At 68.4% G+C, this 24,376-nt stretch carries 26 protein-coding genes; 6 read left to right on the top strand and 20 right to left on the bottom strand.

Features of this window, described 5'->3' with window-relative positions; all coding sequences use genetic code 11:
- The first annotated feature begins 203 nt into the window (after positions 1–203).
- The 4 genes from VQH23_RS12175 to VQH23_RS12160 all read left to right on the top strand — a co-directional run bounded on the left by VQH23_RS12175 (position 204) and on the right by VQH23_RS12160 (position 2,319).
- The gene (locus VQH23_RS12175; RefSeq protein WP_338665912.1) at positions 204–599 is read left to right on the top strand and encodes a hypothetical protein; all 396 of its coding nucleotides are present in this window, start codon (positions 204–206) and stop codon (positions 597–599) included.
- Positions 596–1,666 (top strand): nucleotidyl transferase AbiEii/AbiGii toxin family protein, encoded by a 1,071-nt coding sequence (locus tag VQH23_RS12170; RefSeq protein WP_338665911.1) that lies wholly within the window; start codon positions 596–598, stop codon positions 1,664–1,666. The genes VQH23_RS12175 and VQH23_RS12170 overlap by 4 nt, the downstream gene beginning before the upstream one ends.
- Before the next feature lie 8 nt (positions 1,667–1,674).
- Positions 1,675–1,998 carry a hypothetical protein gene (locus VQH23_RS12165; RefSeq protein WP_338665910.1) on the top strand — a complete coding sequence of 108 codons (324 nt, stop codon included), beginning with the start codon at positions 1,675–1,677 and terminating at the stop codon, positions 1,996–1,998.
- A gap of 90 nt (positions 1,999–2,088) precedes the next feature.
- The gene (locus VQH23_RS12160; protein ID WP_338665909.1) at positions 2,089–2,319 is read left to right on the top strand and encodes a hypothetical protein; all 231 of its coding nucleotides are present in this window, start codon (positions 2,089–2,091) and stop codon (positions 2,317–2,319) included.
- Between the two features lie 330 nt (positions 2,320–2,649).
- Here VQH23_RS12160 and VQH23_RS12155 read toward each other — a convergent pair whose 3' ends face one another.
- Both VQH23_RS12155 and VQH23_RS12150 read right to left on the bottom strand, forming a co-directional pair.
- The gene (locus VQH23_RS12155) at positions 2,650–3,258 is read right to left on the bottom strand and encodes a TIR domain-containing protein (RefSeq protein ID WP_338665908.1); all 609 of its coding nucleotides are present in this window, start codon (positions 3,256–3,258) and stop codon (positions 2,650–2,652) included.
- 2 nt (positions 3,259–3,260) lie between these two features.
- Positions 3,261–3,866: a TIR domain-containing protein gene (locus tag VQH23_RS12150; RefSeq protein WP_338665907.1), complete on the bottom strand. Its 606-nt coding sequence runs from the start codon at positions 3,864–3,866 to the stop codon at positions 3,261–3,263.
- Between the two features lie 74 nt (positions 3,867–3,940).
- Here VQH23_RS12150 and VQH23_RS12145 point away from each other — a divergent pair, with 74 nt between their 5' ends.
- The gene (locus tag VQH23_RS12145) at positions 3,941–5,365 is read left to right on the top strand and encodes an SIR2 family protein (RefSeq protein WP_338665906.1); all 1,425 of its coding nucleotides are present in this window, start codon (positions 3,941–3,943) and stop codon (positions 5,363–5,365) included.
- Positions 5,366–5,491: 126 nt separating this feature from the next.
- On the opposite strand, the gene VQH23_RS12140 is transcribed toward VQH23_RS12145, so the two are convergent.
- The 6 genes from VQH23_RS12140 to VQH23_RS12115 all read right to left on the bottom strand — a co-directional run bounded on the left by VQH23_RS12140 (position 5,492) and on the right by VQH23_RS12115 (position 9,542).
- Positions 5,492–5,839, bottom strand: coding sequence for a helix-turn-helix transcriptional regulator (locus VQH23_RS12140; RefSeq protein ID WP_338665905.1), 348 nt, complete (start codon positions 5,837–5,839; stop codon positions 5,492–5,494).
- Positions 5,832–6,320, bottom strand: coding sequence for a type II toxin-antitoxin system RelE/ParE family toxin (locus VQH23_RS12135; RefSeq protein WP_338665904.1), 489 nt, complete (start codon positions 6,318–6,320; stop codon positions 5,832–5,834). The genes VQH23_RS12140 and VQH23_RS12135 overlap by 8 nt, the downstream gene beginning before the upstream one ends.
- 235 nt (positions 6,321–6,555) lie before the next feature.
- Positions 6,556–7,149, bottom strand: coding sequence for a 7-cyano-7-deazaguanine synthase (locus VQH23_RS12130; protein ID WP_338665903.1), 594 nt, complete (start codon positions 7,147–7,149; stop codon positions 6,556–6,558).
- Positions 7,146–8,333 carry a PfkB family carbohydrate kinase gene (locus VQH23_RS12125; protein ID WP_338665902.1) on the bottom strand — a complete coding sequence of 396 codons (1,188 nt, stop codon included), beginning with the start codon at positions 8,331–8,333 and terminating at the stop codon, positions 7,146–7,148. Before VQH23_RS12125 ends, VQH23_RS12130 begins: the two co-directional genes overlap by 4 nt.
- A gap of 2 nt (positions 8,334–8,335) precedes the next feature.
- Positions 8,336–8,617 (bottom strand): hypothetical protein, encoded by a 282-nt coding sequence (locus VQH23_RS12120; protein WP_338665901.1) that lies wholly within the window; start codon positions 8,615–8,617, stop codon positions 8,336–8,338.
- 187 nt (positions 8,618–8,804) lie between these two features.
- Positions 8,805–9,542, bottom strand: a complete 738-nt coding sequence (locus tag VQH23_RS12115) for a hypothetical protein (protein ID WP_338665900.1) — start codon at positions 9,540–9,542, stop codon at positions 8,805–8,807.
- Between the two features lie 31 nt (positions 9,543–9,573).
- On the opposite strand from VQH23_RS12115, the gene VQH23_RS12110 reads away from it, so the two are divergent.
- The gene (locus VQH23_RS12110) at positions 9,574–9,885 is read left to right on the top strand and encodes a helix-turn-helix transcriptional regulator (protein ID WP_338665899.1); all 312 of its coding nucleotides are present in this window, start codon (positions 9,574–9,576) and stop codon (positions 9,883–9,885) included.
- A 481-nt stretch (positions 9,886–10,366) separates the two neighbouring features.
- Here VQH23_RS12110 and VQH23_RS12105 read toward each other — a convergent pair whose 3' ends face one another.
- From VQH23_RS12105 to VQH23_RS12050, 12 genes are all read right to left on the bottom strand, one after another.
- Positions 10,367–12,706 (bottom strand): restriction endonuclease, encoded by a 2,340-nt coding sequence (locus VQH23_RS12105; protein ID WP_338665898.1) that lies wholly within the window; start codon positions 12,704–12,706, stop codon positions 10,367–10,369.
- A 329-nt stretch (positions 12,707–13,035) separates the two neighbouring features.
- Positions 13,036–15,492 carry a DNA topoisomerase (ATP-hydrolyzing) subunit B gene (gene gyrB / locus VQH23_RS12100; RefSeq protein WP_338665897.1) on the bottom strand — a complete coding sequence of 819 codons (2,457 nt, stop codon included), beginning with the start codon at positions 15,490–15,492 and terminating at the stop codon, positions 13,036–13,038.
- Positions 15,493–15,641: 149 nt separating this feature from the next.
- Entirely contained in the window at positions 15,642–16,787 is a 1,146-nt protein-coding gene (gene recF / locus VQH23_RS12095; RefSeq protein ID WP_338665896.1) for a DNA replication/repair protein RecF, read from the bottom strand.
- Positions 16,784–17,206 (bottom strand): type II toxin-antitoxin system VapC family toxin, encoded by a 423-nt coding sequence (locus VQH23_RS12090; protein WP_338665895.1) that lies wholly within the window; start codon positions 17,204–17,206, stop codon positions 16,784–16,786. Before VQH23_RS12090 ends, recF begins: the two co-directional genes overlap by 4 nt.
- Positions 17,203–17,454 carry a FitA-like ribbon-helix-helix domain-containing protein gene (locus tag VQH23_RS12085; RefSeq protein ID WP_338665894.1) on the bottom strand — a complete coding sequence of 84 codons (252 nt, stop codon included), beginning with the start codon at positions 17,452–17,454 and terminating at the stop codon, positions 17,203–17,205. The genes VQH23_RS12090 and VQH23_RS12085 overlap by 4 nt, the downstream gene beginning before the upstream one ends.
- A 67-nt stretch (positions 17,455–17,521) precedes the next feature.
- Complete coding sequence (gene dnaN / locus VQH23_RS12080; protein WP_338665893.1) at positions 17,522–18,649, bottom strand: DNA polymerase III subunit beta; 1,128 nt, start codon at positions 18,647–18,649, stop codon at positions 17,522–17,524.
- 87 nt (positions 18,650–18,736) lie between these two features.
- A complete protein-coding gene (locus tag VQH23_RS12075; RefSeq protein ID WP_408904336.1) occupies positions 18,737–19,318 on the bottom strand; it encodes an SDR family oxidoreductase in 582 nt (193 codons plus the stop codon).
- Positions 19,319–19,416: 98 nt separating this feature from the next.
- On the bottom strand, positions 19,417–20,913 hold the full coding sequence (gene dnaA, locus VQH23_RS12070) for a chromosomal replication initiator protein DnaA (protein ID WP_338665892.1): 1,497 nt from the start codon (positions 20,911–20,913) through the stop codon (positions 19,417–19,419).
- Between the two features lie 237 nt (positions 20,914–21,150).
- Positions 21,151–21,420 (bottom strand): 30S ribosomal protein S20, encoded by a 270-nt coding sequence (gene rpsT / locus VQH23_RS12065; protein ID WP_338665891.1) that lies wholly within the window; start codon positions 21,418–21,420, stop codon positions 21,151–21,153.
- Positions 21,421–21,549: 129 nt separating this feature from the next.
- Positions 21,550–22,329 (bottom strand): enoyl-CoA hydratase, encoded by a 780-nt coding sequence (locus tag VQH23_RS12060; protein WP_338665890.1) that lies wholly within the window; start codon positions 22,327–22,329, stop codon positions 21,550–21,552.
- 103 nt (positions 22,330–22,432) lie between these two features.
- Positions 22,433–23,299, bottom strand: a complete 867-nt coding sequence (locus tag VQH23_RS12055; protein WP_338665889.1) for a DMT family transporter — start codon at positions 23,297–23,299, stop codon at positions 22,433–22,435.
- A 56-nt stretch (positions 23,300–23,355) separates the two neighbouring features.
- Positions 23,356–24,333, bottom strand: a complete 978-nt coding sequence (locus tag VQH23_RS12050) for a tripartite tricarboxylate transporter substrate binding protein (RefSeq protein ID WP_338665888.1) — start codon at positions 24,331–24,333, stop codon at positions 23,356–23,358.
- Positions 24,334–24,376: the final 43 nt, after the last annotated feature.

Genomic DNA, 24,376 nt, shown 5'->3' with positions numbered 1-24,376 from the left:
CGATGGGGTGGTGCGACAGGGTCGAGGTCTGGAGGGACCCGCTGTTCCTCCGCCCTCGCCAGCTGGAACTCTTCGGGCAGGTCCGGATAGGTCTCGGCACATCGTCAGGGACAGGCCTCCCGCTCCGGCTATTGGAGGACAGCGGCGCGACCGCCAGGCTGCTGAGGGACGTCTATCCCAGGGTCCGTGGTGGCGTGGTCTGCATGACCACGGCCGCCCACCTGCACGACCTGCTGCCGGGCCTGTCTGATCCCCTGTGGCTCGGCGTCCCGCTCCGGGTCCACGTCCCGCAGCGGGATCCGGCCGAACTGCACGTCCTCCGGTGGAGCAACCACCCCGCGTTCGAGGTAGGTGTCGAGCGCACCGTCTTCCAGGACGTCGTCATCATGTGCACGACCAGGGAGCGCACGCTCGTGGATCTGGTGCGCTACAGGCGACGTCTCGGCGGCCCGGCCGTCGCGGCCCGCTGCCTGCGCGCCTACTCCGCCGCCGGTGGGCGCAGGGCCACGGTGCGGAGCATGGCCGATGCCACGCGGATGCCCCACCCGGCCCGGCTAGTCCTGGAGACCCTTCTCGACGGCATGGATGCCGCATCATGAGGAGGGGCACCGCACAGCGCGGACATGCGCCCCTGGGCAGGACTGCCGGGTCCACCGGCGATGACATCGGCCGGACCGCAGAGGAGATCGCGATCGCCGCGCTGGGCGCGTCGCGTGCTGCCACCAGGTACCCCTTGCACGGAGCCTGGGCGGTCGCTGCCTGGACCGGTGGCCTCTCGCGCCGCACGAGAGGCATCGATCTCCTGGATCTCGGGCGCGGACCGGTGGACGCCATCGTGGCCGACCTCGCAGACGTCCTGGGGCGGCACACGGAAGGACTGTGCCTGGACTGGTCCGCTCCCGGGATCCGGACGAAGGGGGAGAGACGCTCTCCTCTGCACCGGCTTTCCATCTCGGCATGGCTGGGGCACCGCAGGCTGAGGCTACGGATCGACGTCACCGCGGCCAGGTATCCCGGGCTGGACATCGAGTTCCGCCCCCTCCCCCCGATTCCAGGGCGCCGGACGGCGACCTGGGCGGCATGCTGCACGGCGGAGGAACTCGTGGCCGAGAAGACCGCGCTCCTGGTGACGTATGGCGCCGACCATACCCGGCTGCAGGACGTCCAGGACCTGTGGCTGCTCTCGAAGCGGGTCCGGTTCGACGGTCAGGCCCTGGCCGATGCCATGGCGGGGGTCTTCGCTGGCCGGGACGCCGCCCGGATGCTGGAGCGGGATGACGGCTACTGGGAGAGCGCGTTCGACCCTCGGCGGGTGACCCCGACCGACCGGCTCCGGTGGGAAGATCTCAGGGCCGGAGCGCAGTGGTCCATCCCCATACCGGCGCCCGATATGGCGCTGCTCGACCTGGGCCGTTTCCTGGTCCCGGTACTGCGCTCGCTTCGCCACGAGAGCGGCATCCCGGCAACGTGGCTGCCCGGGGGCGGACGGCGCATGGACGGCGCCTGGGCGTCATCCGCCCCCAACTCGGGCGCGGGCGCGACACCAGAAAGCCTGAAAGCCGCAGCAGTCATAACAGGTGCCTACGACGTCGTGGTCTACGACGAGGTCACCACCTCACGAGTTTCGGCACCAAGCGCGTCCGGGACAACGGCTCGCACTGGCTGACCGTCCTGATGGACGGCACCCGCTGCCCGGTGATCCTGATCGGCTACGACTGCTTCTCGTCCATCCTCCGGGAGAACGGCTTCCTGGGTGGCCGCCTGGTCCCTGTGGATCCGCTGAAGCCCTACTCTTCGGGTGATCCGCAGAGCTTGGATACCTTCCAGTTCGTGCTCCAGTCCTTCGACGAGGCGCTCGGTATGCCGCTCCCGTCCGGGCTGTCCGAGCTGGACAAGGCGGCGCGCCTGCTCGTCGCGAGCGGAGGCCGTCTCGGCCTGCTGGAGAACCTGCTGACGAACGCCCGCCAGGAAGCCCGCGGGCCAAGGGTTTGCTGCTGACTGTGCAGAATGATCCGATGGTTATCGATCAAGATCGTACCGTCCGGCAGCGGAGGCATGGCACCATTCGAGGGAACGGGGAGGCTTCAGATGGATATTCGGAATCGCGCGGGACACCGGCTCGTCGCCGTAGCGAACCTCAGCGTCCTGCCAGGTATCTTCCTGTACCTGGAATGGAATGGAATGCATGAGGCTTCGAAGGTCGCTGCATCCATCGTGGCGTTCATCGCGATCCTGTTCGTCGTCGTGATGACCGCCCTAGAAGCGCATGAAGGCGACAAGGCTGACAACCGCAACCAGGCCCGGAATGAGGCGGGCTAGAAGAGCATCCGAGGCGGAATCAGACCGGTCCTTCGGAAGGAACGCAACGACGTAGACAGAGCACAGGAATGCCCCCAGGTAGATATATCTGACAGCGCCGCTGGCCGGAGCAGACAACCAATCGACCATCGCCGCGACAAGATAGAGAACCAGGCCGACAAGCAGTACCCAGCCATGATGTGTAGGAGGCATGGATCTTCCAGAAGAATCGTGTCGAGGTGGTGATAGGATCATCCAGCCTTGTCGACCGCAAGACTGCCTGCTGGGCATGCGCCGATCGTGGACGCGTACCCACATGGCATTCCGAGACTGCTACGGTATCCAGGCCGATCAGCGCACAAAAGACTTGAGCGACGCCCTGGGAGCGACGCCCCGAACACTGCCTTCGACAGCTAGTGCGCGGCCGACGTAGCGGGAGCTCGGCCCAGATCCCTCGACGAGGTTCTCGACCCGCTCCACCTTCCGGTAGAGCTGGAGGTACTCCTGACCCACGAATGACCCATGGGTACTCTCGACGAGCGGCAGAATCGCCACCTTCTCCCCGCCCTTGAGACCGTCGAAGTAGCCAAGTTCCCAGGGCATCCACTTCGAGGAAGGAGAGGTCTCCGAAGTTGCAAAGACCAGACTGCTCGAGGCCTTCATCGACTGTCGCAGCATGTCGGCGACCTCCGGCTTCACCTTGCTGCGGTCCAGCTGAGGATGCTCGACCCAGTCGACGAACACCTTGACCCCGCCCTCTTCCTCGAGGATGCGCTTGACCCCGAGCACCACGTCGGCATCCGTCATGCTGTGGGACAGGAAGATGTCCCATTTCTGCGTGGAAGGATGGCTCTTTGCGAGGGCGCTCTCCTCGCTCAGAACGGTGTCCGCACGTCTGGTCATACGCGAGCGGGCCTGGATGCCCTTCGTCCGGGCCTCCTGAAGCGTGATGAATGCCATCTCTACCTTCCGACCTGACGGGCAGCGCTCTCGATCCACGCCCCCATGTTCACGTGTCCGTTCTGGATACCCCAGTCGTAGCGCAGGAAGATCCGGTCCAGCGTCACGACCCGGGTTGCAGCGTCGCCCGGGATGGCGAGCTTGAACTCGTTCCTCGGCAGACTCGGTACATCGGGATTCAGCTGCCAGCTCCCGCCGACCCTCTCGCAGAAACCCACCATCGTCGGCGTCACGATGAAGCCCAGGTTCGCAAGAACAGACACTCCTTGCGCGCAGGCGGTTCCCGTCCTCATGCACCGGATCGAATGGATCGCGATCTCCATGAGGCCACGCCCCTGGCGAAGTCCCTGGAGCATCTCGTAGCGGACCCATCGGCGACTGGCCGTCTCGTACCCTGTCAGGGCACAGACCACGCTGGAGCCTTCCAGCCCCTCGCGAAGAAAGCGTCTCAACACCTCGTCGCTCTCGCGCTTCTTGGATTCGAATACCGAAGCATCGAAGAAGCCTGCCGCCTCCCTGTCCCGGGCCGTCACCCAGGAATTCCGGACGACGAACGCGCGGCTGACGTCGGGCTGGTAGTGGAAACTGAAGAAGGTCTTCCGCGCCATGCCGATCGAGCGCCTCCAGGGTCTTGCCGATTCGGAAGGATCGTAGCAGGGTCTAGAACAAAAGGGGACCGTACATGCAGGCGCGCCAGGACCAGTTCGTCAGGGAATGGGGGGATGCCCTGCGCGGCGGGACGGCTGCGGCCTTCATAGGCTCCGGCGCGAGCCTCGAAGCCAACTACCCTTCCTGGCCGGAGCTGATGAAAGAACGCGCTACGGAGCTTGGCATCACGCTACGGGCGCACGACGATCTGACCGTGGTCGCGCAGCACTACCTGAACCTGGGGGAGAGCAAGCGCAGCGAGATCAAGCGCTGGATCGCCGACCAGTTCCCGGAAGGCAGAAGGACGCCTGCCGCGATACGGGTCCTGGCACGCCTTCCCCTGCGTACCCTCTGGACCACGAACTACGACCGGCTTCTCGAGGCCGCCTGGCGGGAGCGGGGCCTGATCCTGGATGCCAAGAAGAGACAAAGCGATCTCGCCCATCCCAAGGCGAATGCCGATGCCGTCCTGTACAAGATGCACGGGTGCGCATCCGACCCGGACAGCCTAGTCATCGCAAAGGACGACTACGACCTCTACCTGAGGGAGAGGGAAGCCTTCTCCACGGCGCTCGCGGCCGACCTGATGGGACGGCGGATGCTGTTCCTCGGCTTCGGCCACAACGATCCGAACCTTGCCTTTCTCTTCAGCATGCTTCGCCGCCTGTTCCCGAGCCAGGCAGCCCAGCATTTCAGCATCGGACGCCAGCCCAGCCCGGAAGAAGGTGAAAGCGCGGACGAGGCGCGTGCCCGCTACGAGTTATGGTGCCATGACTGGGAGCAGCGGTACCGGGTCCGCCGCGTCGACGTAGCCGAGTGGTCGGATGTCCCGACCCTCCTCGAACGTGTCGAGCGGCGTGTGGTGGCCGACGCCGTCCTCGTGTCGGGCAGCTATCCCGTCGAGACGGCCGGTCCCGACCGGACCCGGATCGAGACCGTGGCGTCCTCGGTCGGATCGGCGCTGGCGGAGAGCGGACGAAGGCTGGTCTCTGGCTTCGGGCTGACCGTTGGTTCGTCGGCGTTGTCGGGCTTCCTGCAGGCGCTCGGGGCCGATGCCCTTGCCCCGGAGCGGCGGCTTCTCCTCCGTCCCTTCCCGCAGCCAACGGGGAGCTTCGATCCCCGCGATCTCTGGCCTGACTACCGGATGGGCCTCGTGAGGTCGGCGGGTGCCGTCGTCTTCGTCGGGGGCGCCAGGACCGGGGATGCAGGCGTCGTCGACGCAAGCGGCGTGATGGCCGAATTCGATGCGTGCCTTGCTCTTGGCCGGGTACCCATCCCCGTCGGCGGCACGGGATATGCCAGCAGGGCGATCTGGTCCCGCATGGGTGCGGACCTGGGCCGCTGGCCCTGGTATCCCAGGGATGCCTTCGATGTCCTAGGGGATCCGGCTGCAGATGCCTCTACCATTGCCCGAGCCGTGACGGGTGTATTGGATGAGATGCGGTCGCGGGGTTCCTAGAGGCAATGGATCCCGGGCAGGGGCATTCAGCGACTGCCTCTGCCCGGGCAAGCGAACCAGATAGCGCCTCCGGGTGACTTGGCCGTCTGTTCGACCAAGGCCTGGGCCCACCCGTGACCGAACTGTTCAGGCCTCGGTCAGCTCACGGACGGTCGTCGTGGCAGGGCGGCCCTGCACACGTCGGACAGTGATCTCCACATCAAGGCCAAGGGCGTTGAGGAAGCCGATCAGCCGACGTTCGGAGAAGCCGGACAGCTTGTAGTTGGCCAGGCGCGACATCTCGGCCTGGTTGGAGCCGAGACGCGCACCTGCCTCGGCCTGACGCAGCCCGAGACGACGGATCTCCCGGTTCACCATCGTGGCGAGCCGTACCTTCTCGTCGGCTTCGGCAGCCCCGGGAAGCCCGAGGTCAGCGAAGACATTGCCGCTCCCCTCCTCGATCGGGGGTAGCGTATCGCGTGGATCGTCAACCATCTGCCTTCTCCTTTGCGTAACGCTTCTTATAGTCTTCCCGGGCACTTCGCATCCCGATGCAGATCGCATCGACGTCCCTCTGGTCGGTCTGAGACCCCCCGTCAGGCGACTTCTTCTGAAAGGCATGGATCACGTAGACCGCCTTCTCGAAGAAGGCCGCATAGACGGTCCTGTAGGCGTCACCGTCGAAAGCCTCGACGATCTCCATCACCCCAGGTGCCTCGCCCTTCCACGGCTTCACGCCCTCCGCCTTCTCTCCGAACTGGGCTGCCCCCAACGCTGCACCGATGTCCCTCATGACCTCAACCGGGAAGGACATCAGGTCCTTCTTGGAGCTGCCGACCCAGTGAAGGGCCTTCTTCTGTCTGGGATCGGGGTTCGCTTGGGGCATCGGCTTCTCTCCCCCACTATATGCGCGTTCACGCATAATAGTTGCAAGGGGATTCTGTCGTTGTTTGTGGTCAAAGGCCTGCTTCGACATCGCCAGGTGTCACAGGGCTCGAAGCGACGGGCTGTCACAAGCGATCTCCGACGTTCGAAGAGACCAGCCCCGGTAGCATGGACAACGTCGTGGCTGGGTTCCAGGCCTGGACTGCCCGGATCAGGTCCAGCATCATGCATGTGCCCTGGCAGCAGACCCATGGGATTCCTTGCATCGAGGCTGCAGGATAGCCCCTCCAAACTGGCATCTCAGGACGGGAGATTGGATGGTCCGCTCAGAAGGTGGCCGACGACGTATACCGGTCGAGAAGGTCGAGGCTTTTCTCGCAGCCACTGCAGCCACCGCACGGCATCTCTGCCCTATGGCATGAGAAGGTTGCGCCCAGCATGCCGGTCGGGAAACCTGACACCTTGAGAAGTTCCTCCGTGGTGTACGGATGTGCCGGTGCCGTGACCCGGACACTGCCCTCCTGCAGGGCCATCGTGCGGTCCATCGCCTCGAGGAAGGCACGGCTTCCGTCCAGGTGCCTGTCGCTCTCTAGCGCTCCGATCATGATCTCCTGCACCCCCTCCGCGACGAAGCGCATCGCGGCAAGCGTGACGAGCATCTGGTTCCGGTAAGGCCACCACTCCGCCGCGTTCCCGACCGGGGATGCCGTCCGGCCTGCCATGAGGCCGGAGCCGAGATGGCCCAGCCCGGCCTCCAGGACCTCGTGCCGGAGGCCTGCTTCCCGGCAGATGCCAGCAGCGGCCTGGATCTCGCCCTGGGCCGGAGCCTGGCCGTAGTCGACCGTGAGGCAGACGTCAGGACGGGTCCACCAGGCGATCGCCGAGGAGTCCACCCCGCCGGACAGCAGGAGCAGCCTCATCCCATGGAGGCCCAGAGCGCCTTGTAGACGGCCGTCGTCACGTCTCCGACGATCTCGACGCCTGGAACGTGTAGCATCGTGAGATCCTCGTGCGGTGTCCGTGACGCGAGGGCGATCACCGGCATGCCGAGGGCGGCCGCATACCCGACCTCGAAGACGGTGCCAGGGTCACCCCCGTCAACGACCGCGAGGACGGCGTCGGCTGAGCGAAGCCCATCGAGATCGGCCCGCGCGATCGCGTCCGGCGCGTGTCCCGTTCCGACATCGTGGTAGGGCGAGAAGACGCGCGCCCCACCCTCGAGAAGCAACTCCCGGAGTTCCTCGATGAACCAGAGCTGCGGGACATCGAAGAACGGCCCCGCCAGGTAGATGCGCCCCGGATCCTTCCAGACCGGCAGCGCCAGCGCCGGGTCCGGCAGCTCAAGGGACGCGACCGGCAACGACTGCGACGCCACATAGCCGGACGTCCCGGCCGAGGCGAAGGTGGCCGCGTCCGCCGGTGCGAGGCCCTGCTCTGCCCAGGCATGCGCGAACACCGCGCTGAAGACGTCGCCTGATCCGATCTTGAAGACCGTGTCCGAACGATAGGCGGGGACGAACGCTGGCTCGGCCCCTGCGGCCAGCACCAGCGCTCCCTTCGCGCCGCCCTTGATCACGACGACCTCCGCCCCCTCGCCTCCGAGGAGTGCCCGTGCGGCATCGGGGCCCTGGAGACCCGTGGCCGCCTCGGCCTCCGCCTCGTTCAGCACGAGCGCAAGGCGGTCAGCGACGGATCCGTTCGCGTGGAACCCCGCATAGGTATCGGCACCCTGGGGGTCGTAGACAACCGATCCGCCCCGGACGACAGCATCGCCCTCGATCATCCCGAACCGGAGCACGTGGCTGCCTGCGACATGCAGGGACGGCTGCAGAGCCGGGCGCGGGGGCGACAGCACGGATGACGACAGGGGGTGGAAGTAGGAGAACGCGATCTCCTCCTCGATCTCCGTGATCCTGGCCCCGACCCCGAATGCCGCCATGGAGGCCAAGAGATCCCGGGCCAGGGACCGGCCAGCGTAGGTGTGCAGTTCCGTTCCGGGCGAGAGGATGCCGAGAGCCGCTGCGGCACGGCCTCCCGATCCGAAGATCTGGTCGACCCGCGGTACCTGACAGATCTCGCGATACGCGCCACCGGCGACGATCACGGTCAGGCCCTCCCGACACGCACGCGGATGTTCGTACCGTTCCGGGCGATGACCACGGCCGAATAGGCCACCCCTGCCTGGAGGCACCGGATGAACTCGTCCATCCTGCCGACGCCTGCGATCGACCCGACGGCTGCTCCGGTGACGGAATGCTTGCAGACCACGACGACATAGCCCCCACGGGGCTGTGCCTCGATCTCGAGGTCCATGCCCACCGCGACCGCCGCCGCGACCGACGGGTTCACGGACATTAACGGGATCTCGAAGGCGTGGGTGCACTGCATGCCGGGATCCCCCACACCTCCCCCGCCGCCACCGGCATCGGGTCCATCCAGGGCAGGAGGAGGCTTGGGGGTCTGGGGCACCGGATCCGGAGCCGCGCCTCCAGGCCGACGGTTCCGGCTGCCGCCACCACCACCGCCCTTGCCCAAGCGCTTCCTCCGTGCATGTCCGGTCGAGGAAGGCGGCCCGTCAGCGTCCGTGGTCGCCCAGGCGCAGATTCCTCATCGCGCGCCACATCACAGCATCCAGGATCGCTGGACAAGCGCCGATGGCGTGCGCGAACTCGAGGAAGCGCAGCTCCATGCGGTGGTAGTCGCGCGGCAGCCGCTCGTGCTCGCCGAACAGACCGATGATCCGCCCGGCGCGGATGACATGCACGTCGAGGATGGCGACCGACTTGGCGCCGAGGTGGTTCCGGGCGATCCAGGAGGCCGTCTTGGGACCGATTCCCTTGATGGCCATCAGGCTGTCGCGGAACTCCCGGCAGTCGCGCGTCGGCGGCGGCTCGGCTTGGAGGGCACGTAGCGCCTCCACGAGACGCCGCGCGCGCTGGCGTGGAAACCGGTAGTGCACGCGACGGCCATGTACCGTGAGGGGCAGGCGCAGCAGTTCCTCGACCCTGGCCACCGCATCGAAGTCGGTGTCGCCAGCGGCCCATTCGTAGACACCCTGGTCCAGCAGGTGGTCATGGGCGGCCTGGTTCACCTCGTAGGTGACTCCGTAGCCGCCCAGGATGCAGAAGCCGACGACCTCGGCAAGCGAGGCCCCGACTTCCTCGAAGCCCTCCTCTGCTTCGTCCGCGGTGGCCGCAAGCGCCGCCCAGAACGCCGCGCTCGGCACCCATTCCGGGCGCCCCCATACGACGCCGGGAATGACGACCCCATCAGGGTCACGGTCCACCAGGGCCAGATCGATGGTCGCTTGCATAATGCATAGGAAAGCATAAACCCTGGTATCTATGGAAGGGTGGCCAGAGGGCACAGGGCCGGACGCGCTCGACAGGGCACGCCGCGAGGACGGCCTCAGTCAGACGGAGCTGGCCGCCCTCCTGGGGATCGGGCAGCCACACCTGAGCAAGCTCCTGACCAGCGTCTCCAGGCCCTCGGCAAAACTCGGTGCCCGCATCTCGGACTACCTGCGGAAACGGGCTGGAAGGGAGATCGGCCTGCCGGGTTGGGTCCACGAGGTCGCGGAGATGGCGGCGACCTCCCCCGCCTTCCAGCAGCTCGTCATCTCGGCCCTGGCGCTTGCCAGGAATAAAAAGGAATAGTCCAGCCCAGAAAGCTGCCCGTAGGGCTCGATCTGCGGCGAGGAGAGCTGCCGGTCCTTCGAGACGACGACGCCCGCACCTGCCTCGAGGGCTGCGGCCACCACGTGACGATCGTTCGGGTTCTGGAGATTGATGCCGGGGATACGCCATTCGTGCCCCGACACCAGTGCACCAGGCACAGCCCTGTCCATTATCCCGCTCGTCCTTTCCAGCTCCGTCCTGGGTGGCTGATTGCTTCCCCGCTGGGACAGGTTGCGGATCCACTCCTCGTGGATCTGGGAACTCCATCTGGCATGGACGATGCGGTCCACCACCAGCTGGACCAGGATGTTTCTGACGTCGGTGCTCCAAGCCGCATCCGGCTCAGCCCGGACCGACGTGGACCCTGGCCAGACGCGCGGTCGTCGTCGGGAGGGCCGGAAGCCACATCGGCCCCGCGAGGCAAGCATGGTGGATGGGCCAGACTGGAAGAGGGCCAGCGTCACGGGTCCGGACGCAGGACGCCGAACATGTCTCTCAGCTCGTTCACGGCCGCCGCCGCGTCGACCGGCGGGCCTGGTGCCCAGGTCGAGGTGGGTCGTTGCTCGTCCGTCTCTGCCTCCTCGTGGAGGCTCTCGATCCGGTGCTGGACCGCGGCCCGCTGCTCATCCAACGCGATCCCGCTCCAGGTCTCGAGTTCGCTCAGGCGGCTCTTCATGAGATCCAGCCCGCCTTCCTCGTCGAGGTCGCCGACCTCGTCTTCGAAGTGGTCCTCGAGGTAGGCATCGAAGGCCTTCTCCAGGGCCGCCGTCCCGGCCTCGTCGAAGGCGGCCTGACCGCGCCCGGCATGCACTGCAAAGGCATGGAAGCCATCCAGGGATTGTGGTCCGTCGACGATCTGGTGGATGAGGGTTGTCCGGAGTGTGCTGGAGAAGGGGGACCAGAACGACCGATCGGCTTCCATTGCATCAAGGGCCGCCAGCATGGCCTCGTAGTCTGGGTAGATCCCCTTCCAGCGCTCCAGGGCGAGTAGGAGGAAGCCCTTGACGATCTCGCGCAGCCTGGAGGAGGAGGTCATGTCGGCCATCCGGACGACTTCCAGGAACCGCTTCTCCCACGACACGAGGACCGACAGGTGAGCGTCGGTGACGGCAGGCCCGCCCCTGTCGGCCAATGTCCAGGTCCGCTCCACGGCATCCTCCAGTAGGACCGGTTGCCGTGCGAGGAAGGCGAGCAGCCGACTTCCGCGCTCCCCTGCCGCCAGGCGCCACACGCCCTGGACCGTCCGGAAGCGCCGTGCAGCGGCCAGGAGATCCCGGGCGTGCTCGGGATGGCTGCAGAGCGTCTCGTCGAAGAAGTCCCGGACGGAGGGGTTCACGAAGGTCACCCTGCCATCGGGGAACGAGAGGAAGCCCCCTTCCAGTTCAGCCATCCCCTTCCGCCAGTCCTCCGCGGAACTGCTGAAGTTGTACCGGGAGGACCGGTGCCGATGCAGCGGCTCCCAGGCATCCTCCAGGTCGGAAAGGAAGACGAAGCTGCCGAGCGCGTACAGGGAGAGGAGGATGCCCCGTCCCGCCTCGGATATCTGGTTCTCGAATGCGGACTGCCAGATGAGGGCGGGCTGATCGAGGATGGCTGTCACTGTCGCCCGGTATCCACCCGGCGGTGAGTGCCTGACATTCTTGAGCCGCGACATCCATTCGATCAGGCGCGGGTTGAAGTTCCGGTGCTGAAGGACATCCAGGTAGAACTCGTCCGCCAGCAGTCCGTCCTTATGTTCCTGCCGCAGATCTCCAAAATAGACGTGATTAAAGAGAATGCGCCCGCGTTCGAGCAGGGGATAGTCACCCACCTCCAGAACGCACCGGAGCAGTTTCAGAAGTTCATTTTCCCTTCCAAAGCGCTCGGATGCCTGCACAGCCTGCTGCAGCAGATGTTCACGGGTCGTCAGCACGAAGCGGGTATTCGGGGTCCGGCCAGCCAGTTCGACGAATTCGAGTATTGCCTCGTCCTGCCGACGTCCCACCAGGTCGGAACGCGGACCAAGCATCGTCTGCCCCAGGAAGTCGTCGAAATAGAATATCTGCTTCTTCCCGCTCGAGAAGAATTTCCGGCCCTCGCTCATGTCGAACCGGATCTCGACAGGCTCGAACCCCTTCTCGATATGGGCGAGCAGGAGCATGTCAGCCAGGGTCGTCTTGCCGACACCGGGGAGACCGGAGATGATGACCGAACCCTCGCTGTCGAGAATGTCCAGCGCACGGCCATAGGCAGCATTCTGGACGTAAAGGGGAAGCTTCCCGTAGATGCTCTCCACCTTCAGCCTGGTCTGCAGGTGCTCGGCGGCGTGGAGTACACGCTCCATGACGGGCGTGCTCGTCAGCCATAGCTTGGGTGTATTCGTCTCCACTCGCGGATGAAGGGCGAGAAGATTCTCGATATCGTCCGCGCCGATTATATCCAGGTCGTCTACGACATAAGGGTGGAGGTCCGAACGGATATCCCGCTTGTTTCCTGGACTGAGCGGGATGGACGTGAAGAGGACATAACGTCCGGGGGCCAGCGCCTTGATCTTGGGAAGCTCGGTCTTGACCAGATCCCTTCGGAGCGTGGCAAGGGTCGATGCCGCGTAGTGCTTGCACTGGATGATCGTCGTGGTGCCCTGCGGTCGGGAATACCGGAGGTCTATCCCCTGGTCCCGGCCTGCCTTGAACACTTCGAGGCGCTGGCCCCACTCGGCCTGGAGGAGATCCCGGGCGAGGGTCTCGAAGTCGATCGGGGACAGCCTGCTGAGGTCGTACACGCCCCGCTCGCTCCAGTTCTGGAAGACCTCGAACCGCACTCATGGCACCCCCATGGAGCCAAGTAAGCCCTTCCGGGGCGACTGTATTCATGCCCCCGATCCAGCAGGCCGCAATCTCATTCCGATGGCCGCGCTCCCAGCGAGAAGTTCATGCCCTCATGGGACGGCAGTAGCCCGGGATTGGCGTCTGCCGAGGACGAAGTCGTCATGGCATGAGGTTATTGCCGGTCCAGTCTTCAATCTGCAGTCACTTACTGGTCGTTTGGCTTTGCTGACGGAGATGGCGCCCGTACTTGCGTAACGGGCGCCAGTTCATGGACAGACTATCGAGAATTTGGACAAACTGTGGTGGACACTAACACATCCCGTCACACGTCGAGGTTCGCCACCTTCAGCGCGTTGCCCACGATGAAGTCGCGGCGCGGCTCCACCACGTCGCCCATCAGGGTGGAGAAGACGCGGCCGGCATCGTCCGCATCCTCCACCGCCACGCGCAGCAGGGTGCGCGCCTCCGGGTCCAGCGTGGTCTTCCAGAGCTGGTCGGGGTTCATCTCGCCCAGCCCCTTGAACCGCTGCACGGTCAGGCCCTTGCGGCCCTGGGCCAGGATACGGTCCAGCGCCGCCATCGGGCCGCGCACCTCCTGGCGCTGCGCATCGAACTGCAGCGTGGCCGGCGCGCCGAAATCGGCCGCCAGCGCCTCGCGCCGCTCCTCCAGCCAGCGCGCCTCGGCGGAGCGCAGCGCCACCGGGTCCAGGTGGTGGCTCTCCCGAACGCCGCGCACGTCGCGGAACACGCGCAGCCCCTCCGCGTCCAGCGTCGCCATCCAGGTGCGCTCTGTCGGGGCCGCCAGGGCGTTCAGCCGCTCCACCAGGAGCGGCGCCGCCTCCGGATGCGCGTCCGCGCCCAGCGCGCCCGCCACCGCCGCCTGCTCCACGATCTCCGCCGGCACGTTGCTCGCCAGGCGGCGGATGCGGCGGGCGGCGTTGCGCTGCTCGTCCACCGCCGCGCGCAGCTCCTCCCCGGCCAGCTCGCGCCCGTCGGCAAGGAGGAGGCGGGCGCCGCTCAGCGCCTTCTCCAGCAGGAACTCCTCCAGCGCGCGGTCGTCCTTCAGGTAGCGCTCCTCGTTGCCGCGCTTGGCGCGGTACAGGGGCGGCTGCGCGATGTAGAGGTAGCCGCGCTCGATCAGCTCCGGCATCTGCCGGAAGAAGAAGGTCAGCAGCAGCGTGCGGATGTGGGAACCGTCCACGTCCGCGTCCGTCATGATGACGATGCGGTGGTAGCGCAGCTTGTCCGGATCGAAGAACGGCATGTTCGGCCGGTCCGGATCCCGCGTGCCGATGCCCGCGCCGAGCGCGGTGATCAGCGTGCCCACCTCGGCGGAGGACAGCATCTTGTCCATCCGCGCGCGCTCCACGTTCAGGATCTTGCCCTTCAGCGGCAGGATGGCCTGGTTCGCGCGGTTGCGGCCCTGCTTCGCGGAGCCACCTGCGGAGTCACCCTCCACCAGGAACAGCTCGGACTTGCCGGGATCCTTCTCCTGACAGTCCGCCAGCTTGCCGGGCAGGGTGGAGATGTCGAGCGCGTTCTTGCGCCCCACCTTCTCGCGCGCCGCCTGGGCCGCCTTCCGCGCGACGGCGGAGAGCACGACCTGGTCGAGGACGAGCCTCGCCTCCTTCGGGTGCGTCTCGAACCAGTGGGACAGCGCGTCAGCCACGGCCACCTGCACCACCGGCTGCACCTCCGAGGAGACGAGCTTGTCCTTCGTCTGGGAGGAGAACTTGGGGTCCGGCACCTTCACGGAGAGGATGCAGGAAAGGCCCTCGCGCATGTCCTCGCCGGAGAGCTCGACCTTCTCCTTCTTCGCGAGGTCGGCCGCGTACTTCGTCACCACGCGCGTCAGCGCCTGGCGGAAGCCCGCCTGGTGCGTGCCGCCGTCGCGCTGCGGGATGTTGTTGGTAAAGCACAGCGTCCGTTCGCGCGGCGAGCGGTTCCACCACATCGCCATCTCCACCTTGATGCCGTTCACCTCCCTGGAGGCGAAGGACACGGGCGGCTTGAAGAGCGGGTCCTCGGCCGCGTCCATCCACTCGACGAAGGCGACGAGGCCGCCCTCGAAGTGGAAGTGCGCCTCCTGCACGGGCGTGTGCCGCTCGTCGCGCAGGTGGATCTTCAGCCCGGAGTTGAGGAAAGCCAGCTCGCGCAGGCGCTTCTCCAGGATGGCGAACTCGAACTCCGTCTTGGTGAATGTCCCGGCGGAGGGCTTGAAGGTCACCTCCGTGCCCGCGTGATGGTCGCTCGGCCCCACCACCTCCAGCGGCGTCACCGTGTCGCCGTGCTCGAAGCGGATGAAGTGCTCCTTGCCGTTCCGCCAGATGCGGACCTGCATCCACTCCGACAGCGCGTTCACCACCGCCGCGCCCACGCCGTGCAGGCCGCCGGAGACCTTGTAGGAGTTCTGGTTGAACTTGCCGCCCGCGTGCAGCCGCGTCAGCACCACCTCGGCGGCAGAGACGCCCTCCTCCGCGTGGATGTCCGTCGGGATGCCGCGGCCATTGTCGGTGACCGTGACGCTGCCGTCGCCGTTCAGCACCACCTCGCAGGTGTCGGCGAAGCCGGCCTGGGCCTCGTCCACCGCGTTGTCGATGATCTCGAAGGCCATGTGGTGCAGGCCGGAGCCGTCGTCGGTGTCGCCGATATACATGCCCGGGCGCTTGCGGACGGCCTCCAGGCCGCGCAGAACGGTGATGGAGGCGCTGTCATAGGCGCCATCGGCGCCGGCGGCGGCAACCTCGGCGTCATGGGCGGCGCGGGCGGATTCGGACATGCGGATCGGGGACCTCTCGGGCCGCGCGGAACCGTTGCGCGGCGTGCGGAATCATCTGTTCGCAATATAAGGATTCCGCGCGCGCGAAGCCATGGGCGAGCCCCTCGCCGCGCACATAAATCGCAGGAAACGGGGGTCGAAGAAGCCTTTCAGTCCGCCGTTACGCCCTCCGGACCGATCGAGAATGATTCCGCCATCCCATCGAGGGAGGCGAAGACGCCGGGCTCCGTCCCCGTCAGGAAGCTCTGGGCCGGAAGGGCCGTCAGCGCGGCGAAGAGTGCCTCCCGCCGCACGGCGTCCAGATGCGCCGCGATCTCGTCCAGCAGCAGCAGCGGCGCGAAGCCGCGGGCCGAGGCGATGAGGGCGGAATGGGCCAGCACGGTCGAGATCAGCAGCGCCTTCTGCTCCCCCGTGGAGCAGAGCTCCGCCGGCACCCCCTTTGGCAGGTGGGAGAGGCGGAGGTCGCAGCGGTGCGGCCCGGACAGGGCGAGCCCTGCCGCCGCGTCCCGCCCCCGGCGGGCCGCCAGGGCCTCCCGCAGCCCGTCCTCCACCGCCAGGGCGGACCCGGTCTCCAGCGCCGCCGCCGTCTCGCACTCCAGGGCGCAGAGGGCAGCCGGGAAGGCCCCCGCCACGCCTTCCGCCAGGGCAGTGTTCAGCCGGGCGATGAGGGACCGCCTGGCAGCCGTCAGCGCCACGCCGTGCCGGGCCATGGCGTCCTCCAGCCCGTCCAGCCAGGCCGGGTCCGGGCGCCGCCCCTCCCGCCCCTCGGAGAGCAGGCGGTTCCGCTGGGACATCGCGTTCTCGTACGCCGAGACCTGCCGGGCATGGTCCGGGTCCAGCGCCCAGACCAGCCGGTCCAGGAAGCGCCGGCGGCCGGAGGCGGCCTCCTGGAACAGCCGGTCCATCTGCGGCGTCAGCCAGACCGCGGCCACCAGCCGGCCCAGCTCCGCCTGGGTCTTCACCGGCTCGTTGTCCAGGCGGAAGGCCCGCTTCTCCGGGGAGCCCCCGTGCGCCGTGCCGGTGCCGAGGTCGAACACCCCCTCCGGCCCCTCGAAGCGCCCGGAGACGGCCCAGGGCAGGCCCTCCTCCCCCACGCGGCGGCCCAGGTCGCTGATCCGCGCGCCCCGCAGCCCGCGGCCGGGGCCGAGGAGGGAGATCGCCTCCAGCAGGTTCGTCTTGCCCGAGCCGTTCTCCCCCGCGATCACCACGATCCCCGAGGAGAAGCGGAGCGAGAGGCGCGCGTGGTTGCGGAAGTCCTGCAACTGCAGGCGCGTGAGGCTGAGGGAGGGGGTCACGCCGGGGGAAGGTCGCTCAGCATCACCACCTGCGCCCCCTCGCCCGCCAGGGCGGCAAGTTTGCGGTCGGCGGTGACGAGCGGAAGGCCCGCCCGCGCCGCGGTTTCCAGGTACAGGCAATCGTAGATCGGATGGGACAGGCGCATGGCCCGGGCCAGGGCGCCGGCAAGCAGCGCCTGGGACGGGCTCATCTCGAGCCGCAGGGCAGAGAGCCTCTGAAGCCGCAGCGCGGCGGCCTCGCCGGACAGTTGGCCGCGCCGGTGCATGCGCCACAGCACGTTGGCGCACTCGACAGGCAGGATATCCGGGGCCAGGAGGCGGGCCCCCAGCAATCCCAGGGCAGCGTCGCTCCCCTGCTCCTCGACGAGCAGCTTCACTGCCACCGAAGCATCCAGGACCCAGCCGGCGGTGCTGATCACCGGCTGTCCCGGTCCTCTCGGATCATCTGCTCGGCCGTTGGCCCATCGCGGTTCGGCGCTTCCGCCTGAAGTCGACGAAACTCCGCCCGCAGCGCCTCCACCTCGCGCCGCCGTGCCGCCTCGTCCGACAGCGCCGCCCGAAGGATCTCCCGGTGCTCGGCCTCGATCGAGCGCCCATGGGCGCTCGCCCGCGCGCGTAGCCGGGCGATTACCTCGTCATCCACGTTGCGAACCAGAAGCTGGCCCATACAATGCGCCCCGAACCCGATGCTATCACAGATAGCACCGGGCGCCGCCGCATCAAGCCGCGCGGGATCAGACCCGCATCGGCATCAGGACGTAGAGCGCCTCCGGCTTCGCCGCGTCCTGCACGATGGTGGGGGCGGAGCCGTCCGCGAAGCGGAACTCCACCTGCCCGTCCACCTGGTCCGTGATGTCCTTCAGGTAGCGGGCCTGGAAGCCGATCTCCAGCGGGGCGGAGTCGTAAGAGACGGTGTCGTTGTCCAGCTCCTCCTGCGCCTGCCCCTGGTCCGGGGAGGCGGCTGTGAGGAGGAGATGGTTCTTCTCCAGCGAGAGCTTCACCGGCCGCGACCGCTCGGAGGAAATCGCGGCCACCCGGTCCACGGCGGCCGCAAAGGCGGTCTTGTCCACGGACATCACGCGGTCGTTCCCCTTCGGGATCACCCGCTCGTAGTCCGGGAAGGTGCCGTCGATGAGCTTGCTGGTCAGGGTCACGGTGCCGACCTTCACCTGCAGCTTCGTGTCGGAGAGCCGCATCTCGATCTCGTCGGAGGCCTCCTCCGCCAGCTTGCGCAGCTCGGCCACGGTCTTGCGGGGCACGATCACGCCCGGCATCCCCTCGGCGCCGTCTGGCAGGGGCTCCTCCACCCGCGCCAGCCGGTGCCCGTCCGTCGCCACGGCGCGCAGCACCTTGGCGCCGTTCGCCTCGGTCGCGTGCAGGTAAATGCCGTTGAGGTAGTAGCGCGTCTCCTCGGTGGAGATGGCGAAGCGGGTGCGGTCCACCAGGTCGCGCAGCAACCCGGCCGGGACGCTGAACTTATGGGGCAGCTTGCCCTCGGTCATGGAGGGGAAGTCGTCCACCGGCAGGGCCGTCAGGCTCGTGACGTAGCGGCCTGCGCGCAGGCCCAGCGGGGCGTCGCCGCCCTTGTGGTCCAGCTCCACCTTCACGCCGTCCGGCAGCTTGCGGACGATCTCGAACAGGGTGGCCGCCGGCGCGGTGCAGCGGCCCTCGCGCCCCACCTCGATGCCCGGCACCTCCTCGACGATCGCGATCTCCATGTCCGTCGCGGTCAGGCGCAGGCGGCCCTCGGCGGCGTCCAGCATCACGTTCGCCAGGATGGGGATGGTGTTGCGCCGCTCCACCACGCTCTGGACGTGGGCGAGGGCCTTCAGGAGCACCGCCCGGTCCGCCGTGAACTTCATCGCCGCCACCCCCGCAACGCCATGGAGGGCGCAAAGCCCCCGAATGATCCTCGTATCACCCTGAAAAGGCGCCGTGAAGGCCAGGACCTACGGCGCGATCGTCTCGCCCCGGTGGTCGATCAGCAGGCCGGTCCGGTCCGGCGCCAGCCCGTCGATGACCGAGAGCAGCCGGGCGGCGGCGGCGGACGGCTCCTGAACCTCCAGCCCCGCCCTGGAGAAGGGGGCGGAGAGCCCGGTCTCCACCGTGCCGGGATGCAGCGCGACGAGGACGGCCTGGCGGTGCGTGCGGGCCAGCTCGACCGAGGCCGTGCGGACGACCTGGTTCAGCGCCGCCTTGGCCGCGCGGTAGCTCACCCAGCCGCCGAGCCGGTTGTCCGAGATGCTGCCGACCCGCGCGGAAAGGGTGGCGAAGACCGCGCGCCGGTCCCGCGCGAGGCGGGGGAGGAAGTGCTTCATCAGCAGGGCGGGGCCAGTGGCGTTGACCGCGAAGCTGAAGGCCATGTGGGCGGGGTCGATCTCGCGGATCGCCTTCTCCGGCCGGTGGCGGGCATCGTGCAGGAAGCCGGTGGCGTCGATCACCAGGGTCAGGCCGGTGCCGGCCGCTTCGGCCGCCGCCGCGATGCTCGCCTCGTCCAGCAGGTCGAGAGAGGGATGGGTGCGGCGCCCCAGCCGCAGGACGGCCTCTCCCCGCGCCTCCAGCGCCGCCGCGAGGGCAGCGCCGATGCCGCCGGCAGCACCGACGACGACCGCGCGCGGGAGAGCGGCGCTCAGGTCTCCAGCATCCGCCGGAGCAGCTCCACGTCCTCCGCGAAGCCGGCATCGCCCTGCATCAGCTCCGCCACGCGGGACACGGCGTGCATCACCGTGGTGTGGTCCCGGTTGCCGAAGCGCCGCCCGATCTCCGGCAGGGAGCGGGAGGTGAGCTGCTTCGACAGGTACATCGCCACCTGCCGCGGACGCGCCACGTTCCGGGCGCGCCGGGCGGAGGACATGTCGGTCAGCCGGATGTTGTAGTGCTCGGCGACCCGCTTCTGGATCTCCTCGATCGTCACCCGGCGGTCATGGGCTCGCAGGATGTCGTGCAGCACCTCCTGGCAGGATTCCAGCGTCACCGGCCGGCCGAAGAGATTGGCATGGGCGATCAGGCGGTTCAGGGCGCCTTCCAGCTCGCGCACGTTGCTGGTGATTTTGTGCGCCAGGAACTCCAGCACCCGCGCCGGCACGTCCACCCCGGCGGTAGCCGCCTTGCTCTCCAGGATGGAGATGCGGAGCTCGTAGGTGGTGGCGTGGATGTCTGCCACCATGCCGCAGCCCAGCCGCGTCCGCAGCCGGTCCTCCAGCCCCGCCAGATCGGAGGGCGGCTTGTCGGAGGAGACGACGATCTGCTTGCCCTGGTCCACCAGCGCGTTGAAGGTGTGGAAGAACTCCTCCTGCGTGTTGTCCTTGCCGATCAGGAACTGCAGGTCGTCGATCATCAGCACGTCGACGGAGCGGAGGCTCTCCTTGAACTCCATGGTGGACTGGGAGCGCAGCGCCGCGATGAAGCGGTACATGAACTTCTCGGCGGACATGTAGGCGACGGAACGGCCGGTGCCGCCCGCCTGGGGCTCGCGGATCGCCCAGGCGATGGAGTGCATCAGGTGCGTCTTGCCCAGCCCAACGCCGCCGTAGAGGAAGAGCGGGTTGAACCCCGGGGAGTTCGGCTTCTCCGCCACGCGGCGGGCGCAGGCATGGGCGAACTCGTTGGGCTTGCCCACGATGAAGCTGTCGAAGGTGAAGCGCGGATCCAGGGGGGCCGCCCAGTCACCACGGGAATCGGCACCACGGGAATCGGTGCCGCGCGGATCGGGCTTCGCAGCCTCCGGCGCCTGGCGGGCGGCCGGCTCGGCGGGCTCCACCGCGGCCGGGGCCGGGGCGGCCTCCGCCTCGCGCGCCGGCGCCCCGGCGGAGGCAACGCGGATGTCCACCCGGCGCACGCCCACCGCCTCGGCCTGCCACAGCGCCCGCAGCCGATCCCCGTACTGCCCGCGCAGCCAGTCCCGCAGGAAGCGGGTGGGGACGTGGACGATCGCCTCCTCGCCCTCGACCCCGGCCAGGGTTAGCTGGCGCAGCCAGGTGCGGTACTCCGCCTCGCCCACCTCCTCGCGCAGGCGGCCGCGGATGCGCGCCCAGGCCGCGTCCAGACCGACGGGGTTGGAGAGACCGGAATCGGAAGCGCTCTGTGCCGAAACGGCGGACGCGGCACTGGCGTGCTGTTCCGGCATGTGATCCACCCCCGAGCCCCCTTCCCGCCGGCGCTGCCGTGCCACGGGACCATCACGAACCGTAACTTGCGAGCCCTCCCCAGGTAAACGCCAAACACGATCCTGGCAGAGGCCCCGCGCGCAAAGGAACACGCAAAGAAAAGCGCCACGGCGCGCAAGCACCGTGACGCCCATGCATCACGACTTTACTGGAATGCCACCGGAAGAGGCGCCGGATCGGCGCCCCGAACCTGCAGATCAGGCCGCGCCGAGCGCCTTGATGCGCGCGGAGAGGCGCGACAGCTTGCGGGCCACGGTGTTGTCGTGCGTCACGCCCTTGTCGGCGGCGCGCTGCAGCTCCGGCTGGGCCAGGCGGAACGCCTCCTGGGCCTTGCCCTTGTCGCCGCCCGTGATCGCGTCCTCGACGGCGCGAAGGAAGGTGCGGACGCGCGAGCGGCGGCTGCGGTTGCGCTCGGTGCGCTTCTCGATCTGACGGATGCGCTTGCGCGCGGAAGCGGTGTTCGCCATGGGCCTTGGGGTTACCAGTCGATATGTTCACGGGACGCGCACCACCGGGGGCGGCCGCGAGAGGGGGGCGTTCTATCCACAGCCCCCCCGGGAGTCAAGGAAGAGTCCGGGGTTCCCCCCGGAACCCGGTCACGCGTTCCGGAAGGCAGGCTTCCGCTTCTCGGCGAAGGCGGCCATCCCCTCCTTCTGGTCCTCGGTCGCGAAGAGGCTGTGGAACAGGCGCCGCTCGAAGCGCACCCCCTCCCGCAGGGAGAGCTCGTAGGCGGCGTTCACCGCCTCCTTCGCCATCACCACGGAGGGCAGGGAGTAGGAGGCCATCGCCTCTCCCATCTTCAGCGCCTCCTCCACCAGGCTCTCCACCGGCACCACGCGGGTGACGAGGTTGCAGCGCTCCGCCTCGGCGGCGTCCATCATCCGGCCGGTCAGGATCATGTCCATCGCCTTGGACTTGCCGACCGCCCGGATCAGCCGCTGGGACCCGCCGGCGCCGGGAATGATGCCGAGCTTGATCTCGGGCTGGCCGAACTTCGCGTTCTCCGCCGCCAGGATGATGTCGCACATCATCGCCAGCTCGCAGCCGCCGCCGAGGGCGAAGCCCGCCACCGCCGCGATGACCGGCTTCTTCACCGTCAGCACCGTCTCCCACTTCGTGCCGATGAAGTCCTCGAAATGGACCGCGGGGTAGGTCCGGTCCTTCATCTCCTTGATGTCGGCCCCGGCGGCGAAGGCCTTCTCGCTGCCCGTGATCACGATCGCGCCCACGCCCGGATCGGCGTCGAAGGCGAGCAAGGCCTGCCCCAGCTCCGTCGTCAGCTGATCGCAGAGCGCATTGAGGGCCGAGGGGCGGTCCAGGGTGATCAGCCCCACCTTGCCGCGCGTCTCCGCCTTGATCATCCCGTACTCGGCCATGCTGCCCTCCCTTGATGGCGGCAGGCTGTGGCGGGGCGGCGGAGCGGTCAACCCGGTGGGGGCAGCCTACGGAGGCCGTGCCGTGGGGGCCTGCCCACGAGGGTCAACCCGGGCGACGGCGCGCCGGCAGGCCCGCGATGATGCCGCCCGCCGTGATTACCCCCGCCCCGAGCAGCATCCACCCATCCGGCATGTCGCCGAAGACGAGGGCGGAGGACAGGGTGGCCCAGATAAGCTGGGTGTAGGTCATCGGCGCCAGGATGCTGGCGGGTGCCCGGGAATAGGCAAGGACGAGGAGGTAGTGGCCGGAGAGGCCGAACACCCCGGCCAGCGCCATCAGCCCCCAGGCCCAGGCGGTCGGGTCCTGCCACACGAAGGGCTGCACGAGGCCGGAGACGGCGCCCGCCGCCAGCCCGGTGTGCAGGATGATGGTGGAGGGGCTGTCCACCTCCGACAGCTTGCGGGTGAGGATCTGGTAGGCCGCGAAGAAGGCCGCCGTTCCCAGCGGCAGGAACAGGGCGGGGTGCGGCATCTCCCCCGTCAGGAAGGGCGGCCGGAGGGCGATCAGCACGCCGACCATCCCGATCCCGATGCCGAGCCAGCGGCGCGGCCCCACCACCTCCCCCAGCAGCAGGGCGGCGAGCCCGGCGGTGAAGATGGGAGAGGCGAAGGTGACGGCCGCCGCGTCGGCCAGGGGGATGTAGGAGAAGGCCAGCACGACGAGGCCGTTCGCGACCAGCAGGCAGAGGCTCCGCACCGCCTCCAGCCCCGGCGCCCGGCTGCGCCAGGGCAGGCGGCCGGTCGCCAGCCGCAGCGCCAGTGCCACCAACAGGGTGTGGAACACGAAGCGCATGAAGACGATCTGCGGGACGGGGTAGTCCACCGTCAGCAGCTTCGTCACCGTGTCCAGCCCGACGAAGAGGGCGATGGCCGTGAACTGGAGCAGCAGGCCGGAGAGGACGGGGGACATGAGCGGCACTTATGCCACGCCCCGCCCGGCCCGTCCCCGCCCCTCCCCGGGCGGCCTCAGTCCGCCGTGACGTTCGCCGCCTTCGCGACTGGCCCCCAAACGGCGTCCTGCGCGCGGATTGTCTCGGCCAGCTCCGCCCGGGTGGAGCCGACGGGGTCGGAGGCCAGCTCCCGCAGCCGGGCGGCCACGGCCGGGTCGCGGGCCAGGGCGATCATCGCCTCCTCCAGCCGCGCCGCTACCGGCTCCGGCAGGCCGCGCGGGCCGACGAGGGCGAGCCAGGTCTCCGCCACGAAGCCCGGCACGCTCTCCGCCACCACGGGCACGTCCGGGGCGAGTGCGGAGCGGGCGGGGGAGGCGATCGCGACCGCCCGCGCCCGCCCGTCCCGCGCCGGCGGCAGGCCGGTGACGACGGTATCGACGTAGAGGCCGATCGTGCCCGTCAGCAGGTCCGGCAGGGCGGGGCCGGTGCCGCGGTAGTGCACGATCGTGCACTCCCGCCCGATCTCCCGCATCAGCAGGGCCAGCGCCAGGTGCTGCGTGGTGCCCGCCCCCGGCGTGCCGCAGGGCAGCGGCCCCTTCTCCAGCGCCGCGCGCAGCCCCGCGATGCCCGTGATCCCCGAGTTCGGCGCGGCCAGGAACACCACGGGGATGGCGGCGAAGCGACTGATGGGGGTGAAGTCCTGCAGCGGGTCGAAGGGCATCGAGCGGTAGATGTGCCGATTGATCACCAGCGGCCCGGCGGGCACGGCGCCGAGCGTGTTGCCGTCCGGCGCCGCCTTCGCCACTGCGTCGGCGGCGATGTTGCCGCCCGCCCCCGCCCGGTTCTCCACCACCACGGTGCGGCCGAGCCGGGCCGAGAGCCCCTCCCCCATCACGCGGGTGAGGAGGTCGATCCCGCCGCCGGGCGGGAAGCCGACGATCAGGCGGATGGGCGGCTGGGCGGGCTGGCCCTGGGCCAGCGCCGCCCGCGTGGTGGGAAGGCCGGGGGCGACGAGAAGGGCGAGCGCGGCGAGGACGGGCGCGAGGCGGGGCAAGGGGCTTCCTCCGTTCGGATCTGTGGGGCCGGACGGTCCCGCC

The sequence above is a fragment of the Pararoseomonas sp. SCSIO 73927 genome (assembly GCF_037040815.1).
In the GTDB taxonomy this organism is placed as follows: domain Bacteria; phylum Pseudomonadota; class Alphaproteobacteria; order Acetobacterales; family Acetobacteraceae; genus Roseomonas.
The sequence above is the reverse complement of the archived record's forward strand: the minus strand, read 5'-3'. Positions and strand labels throughout refer to the sequence as shown.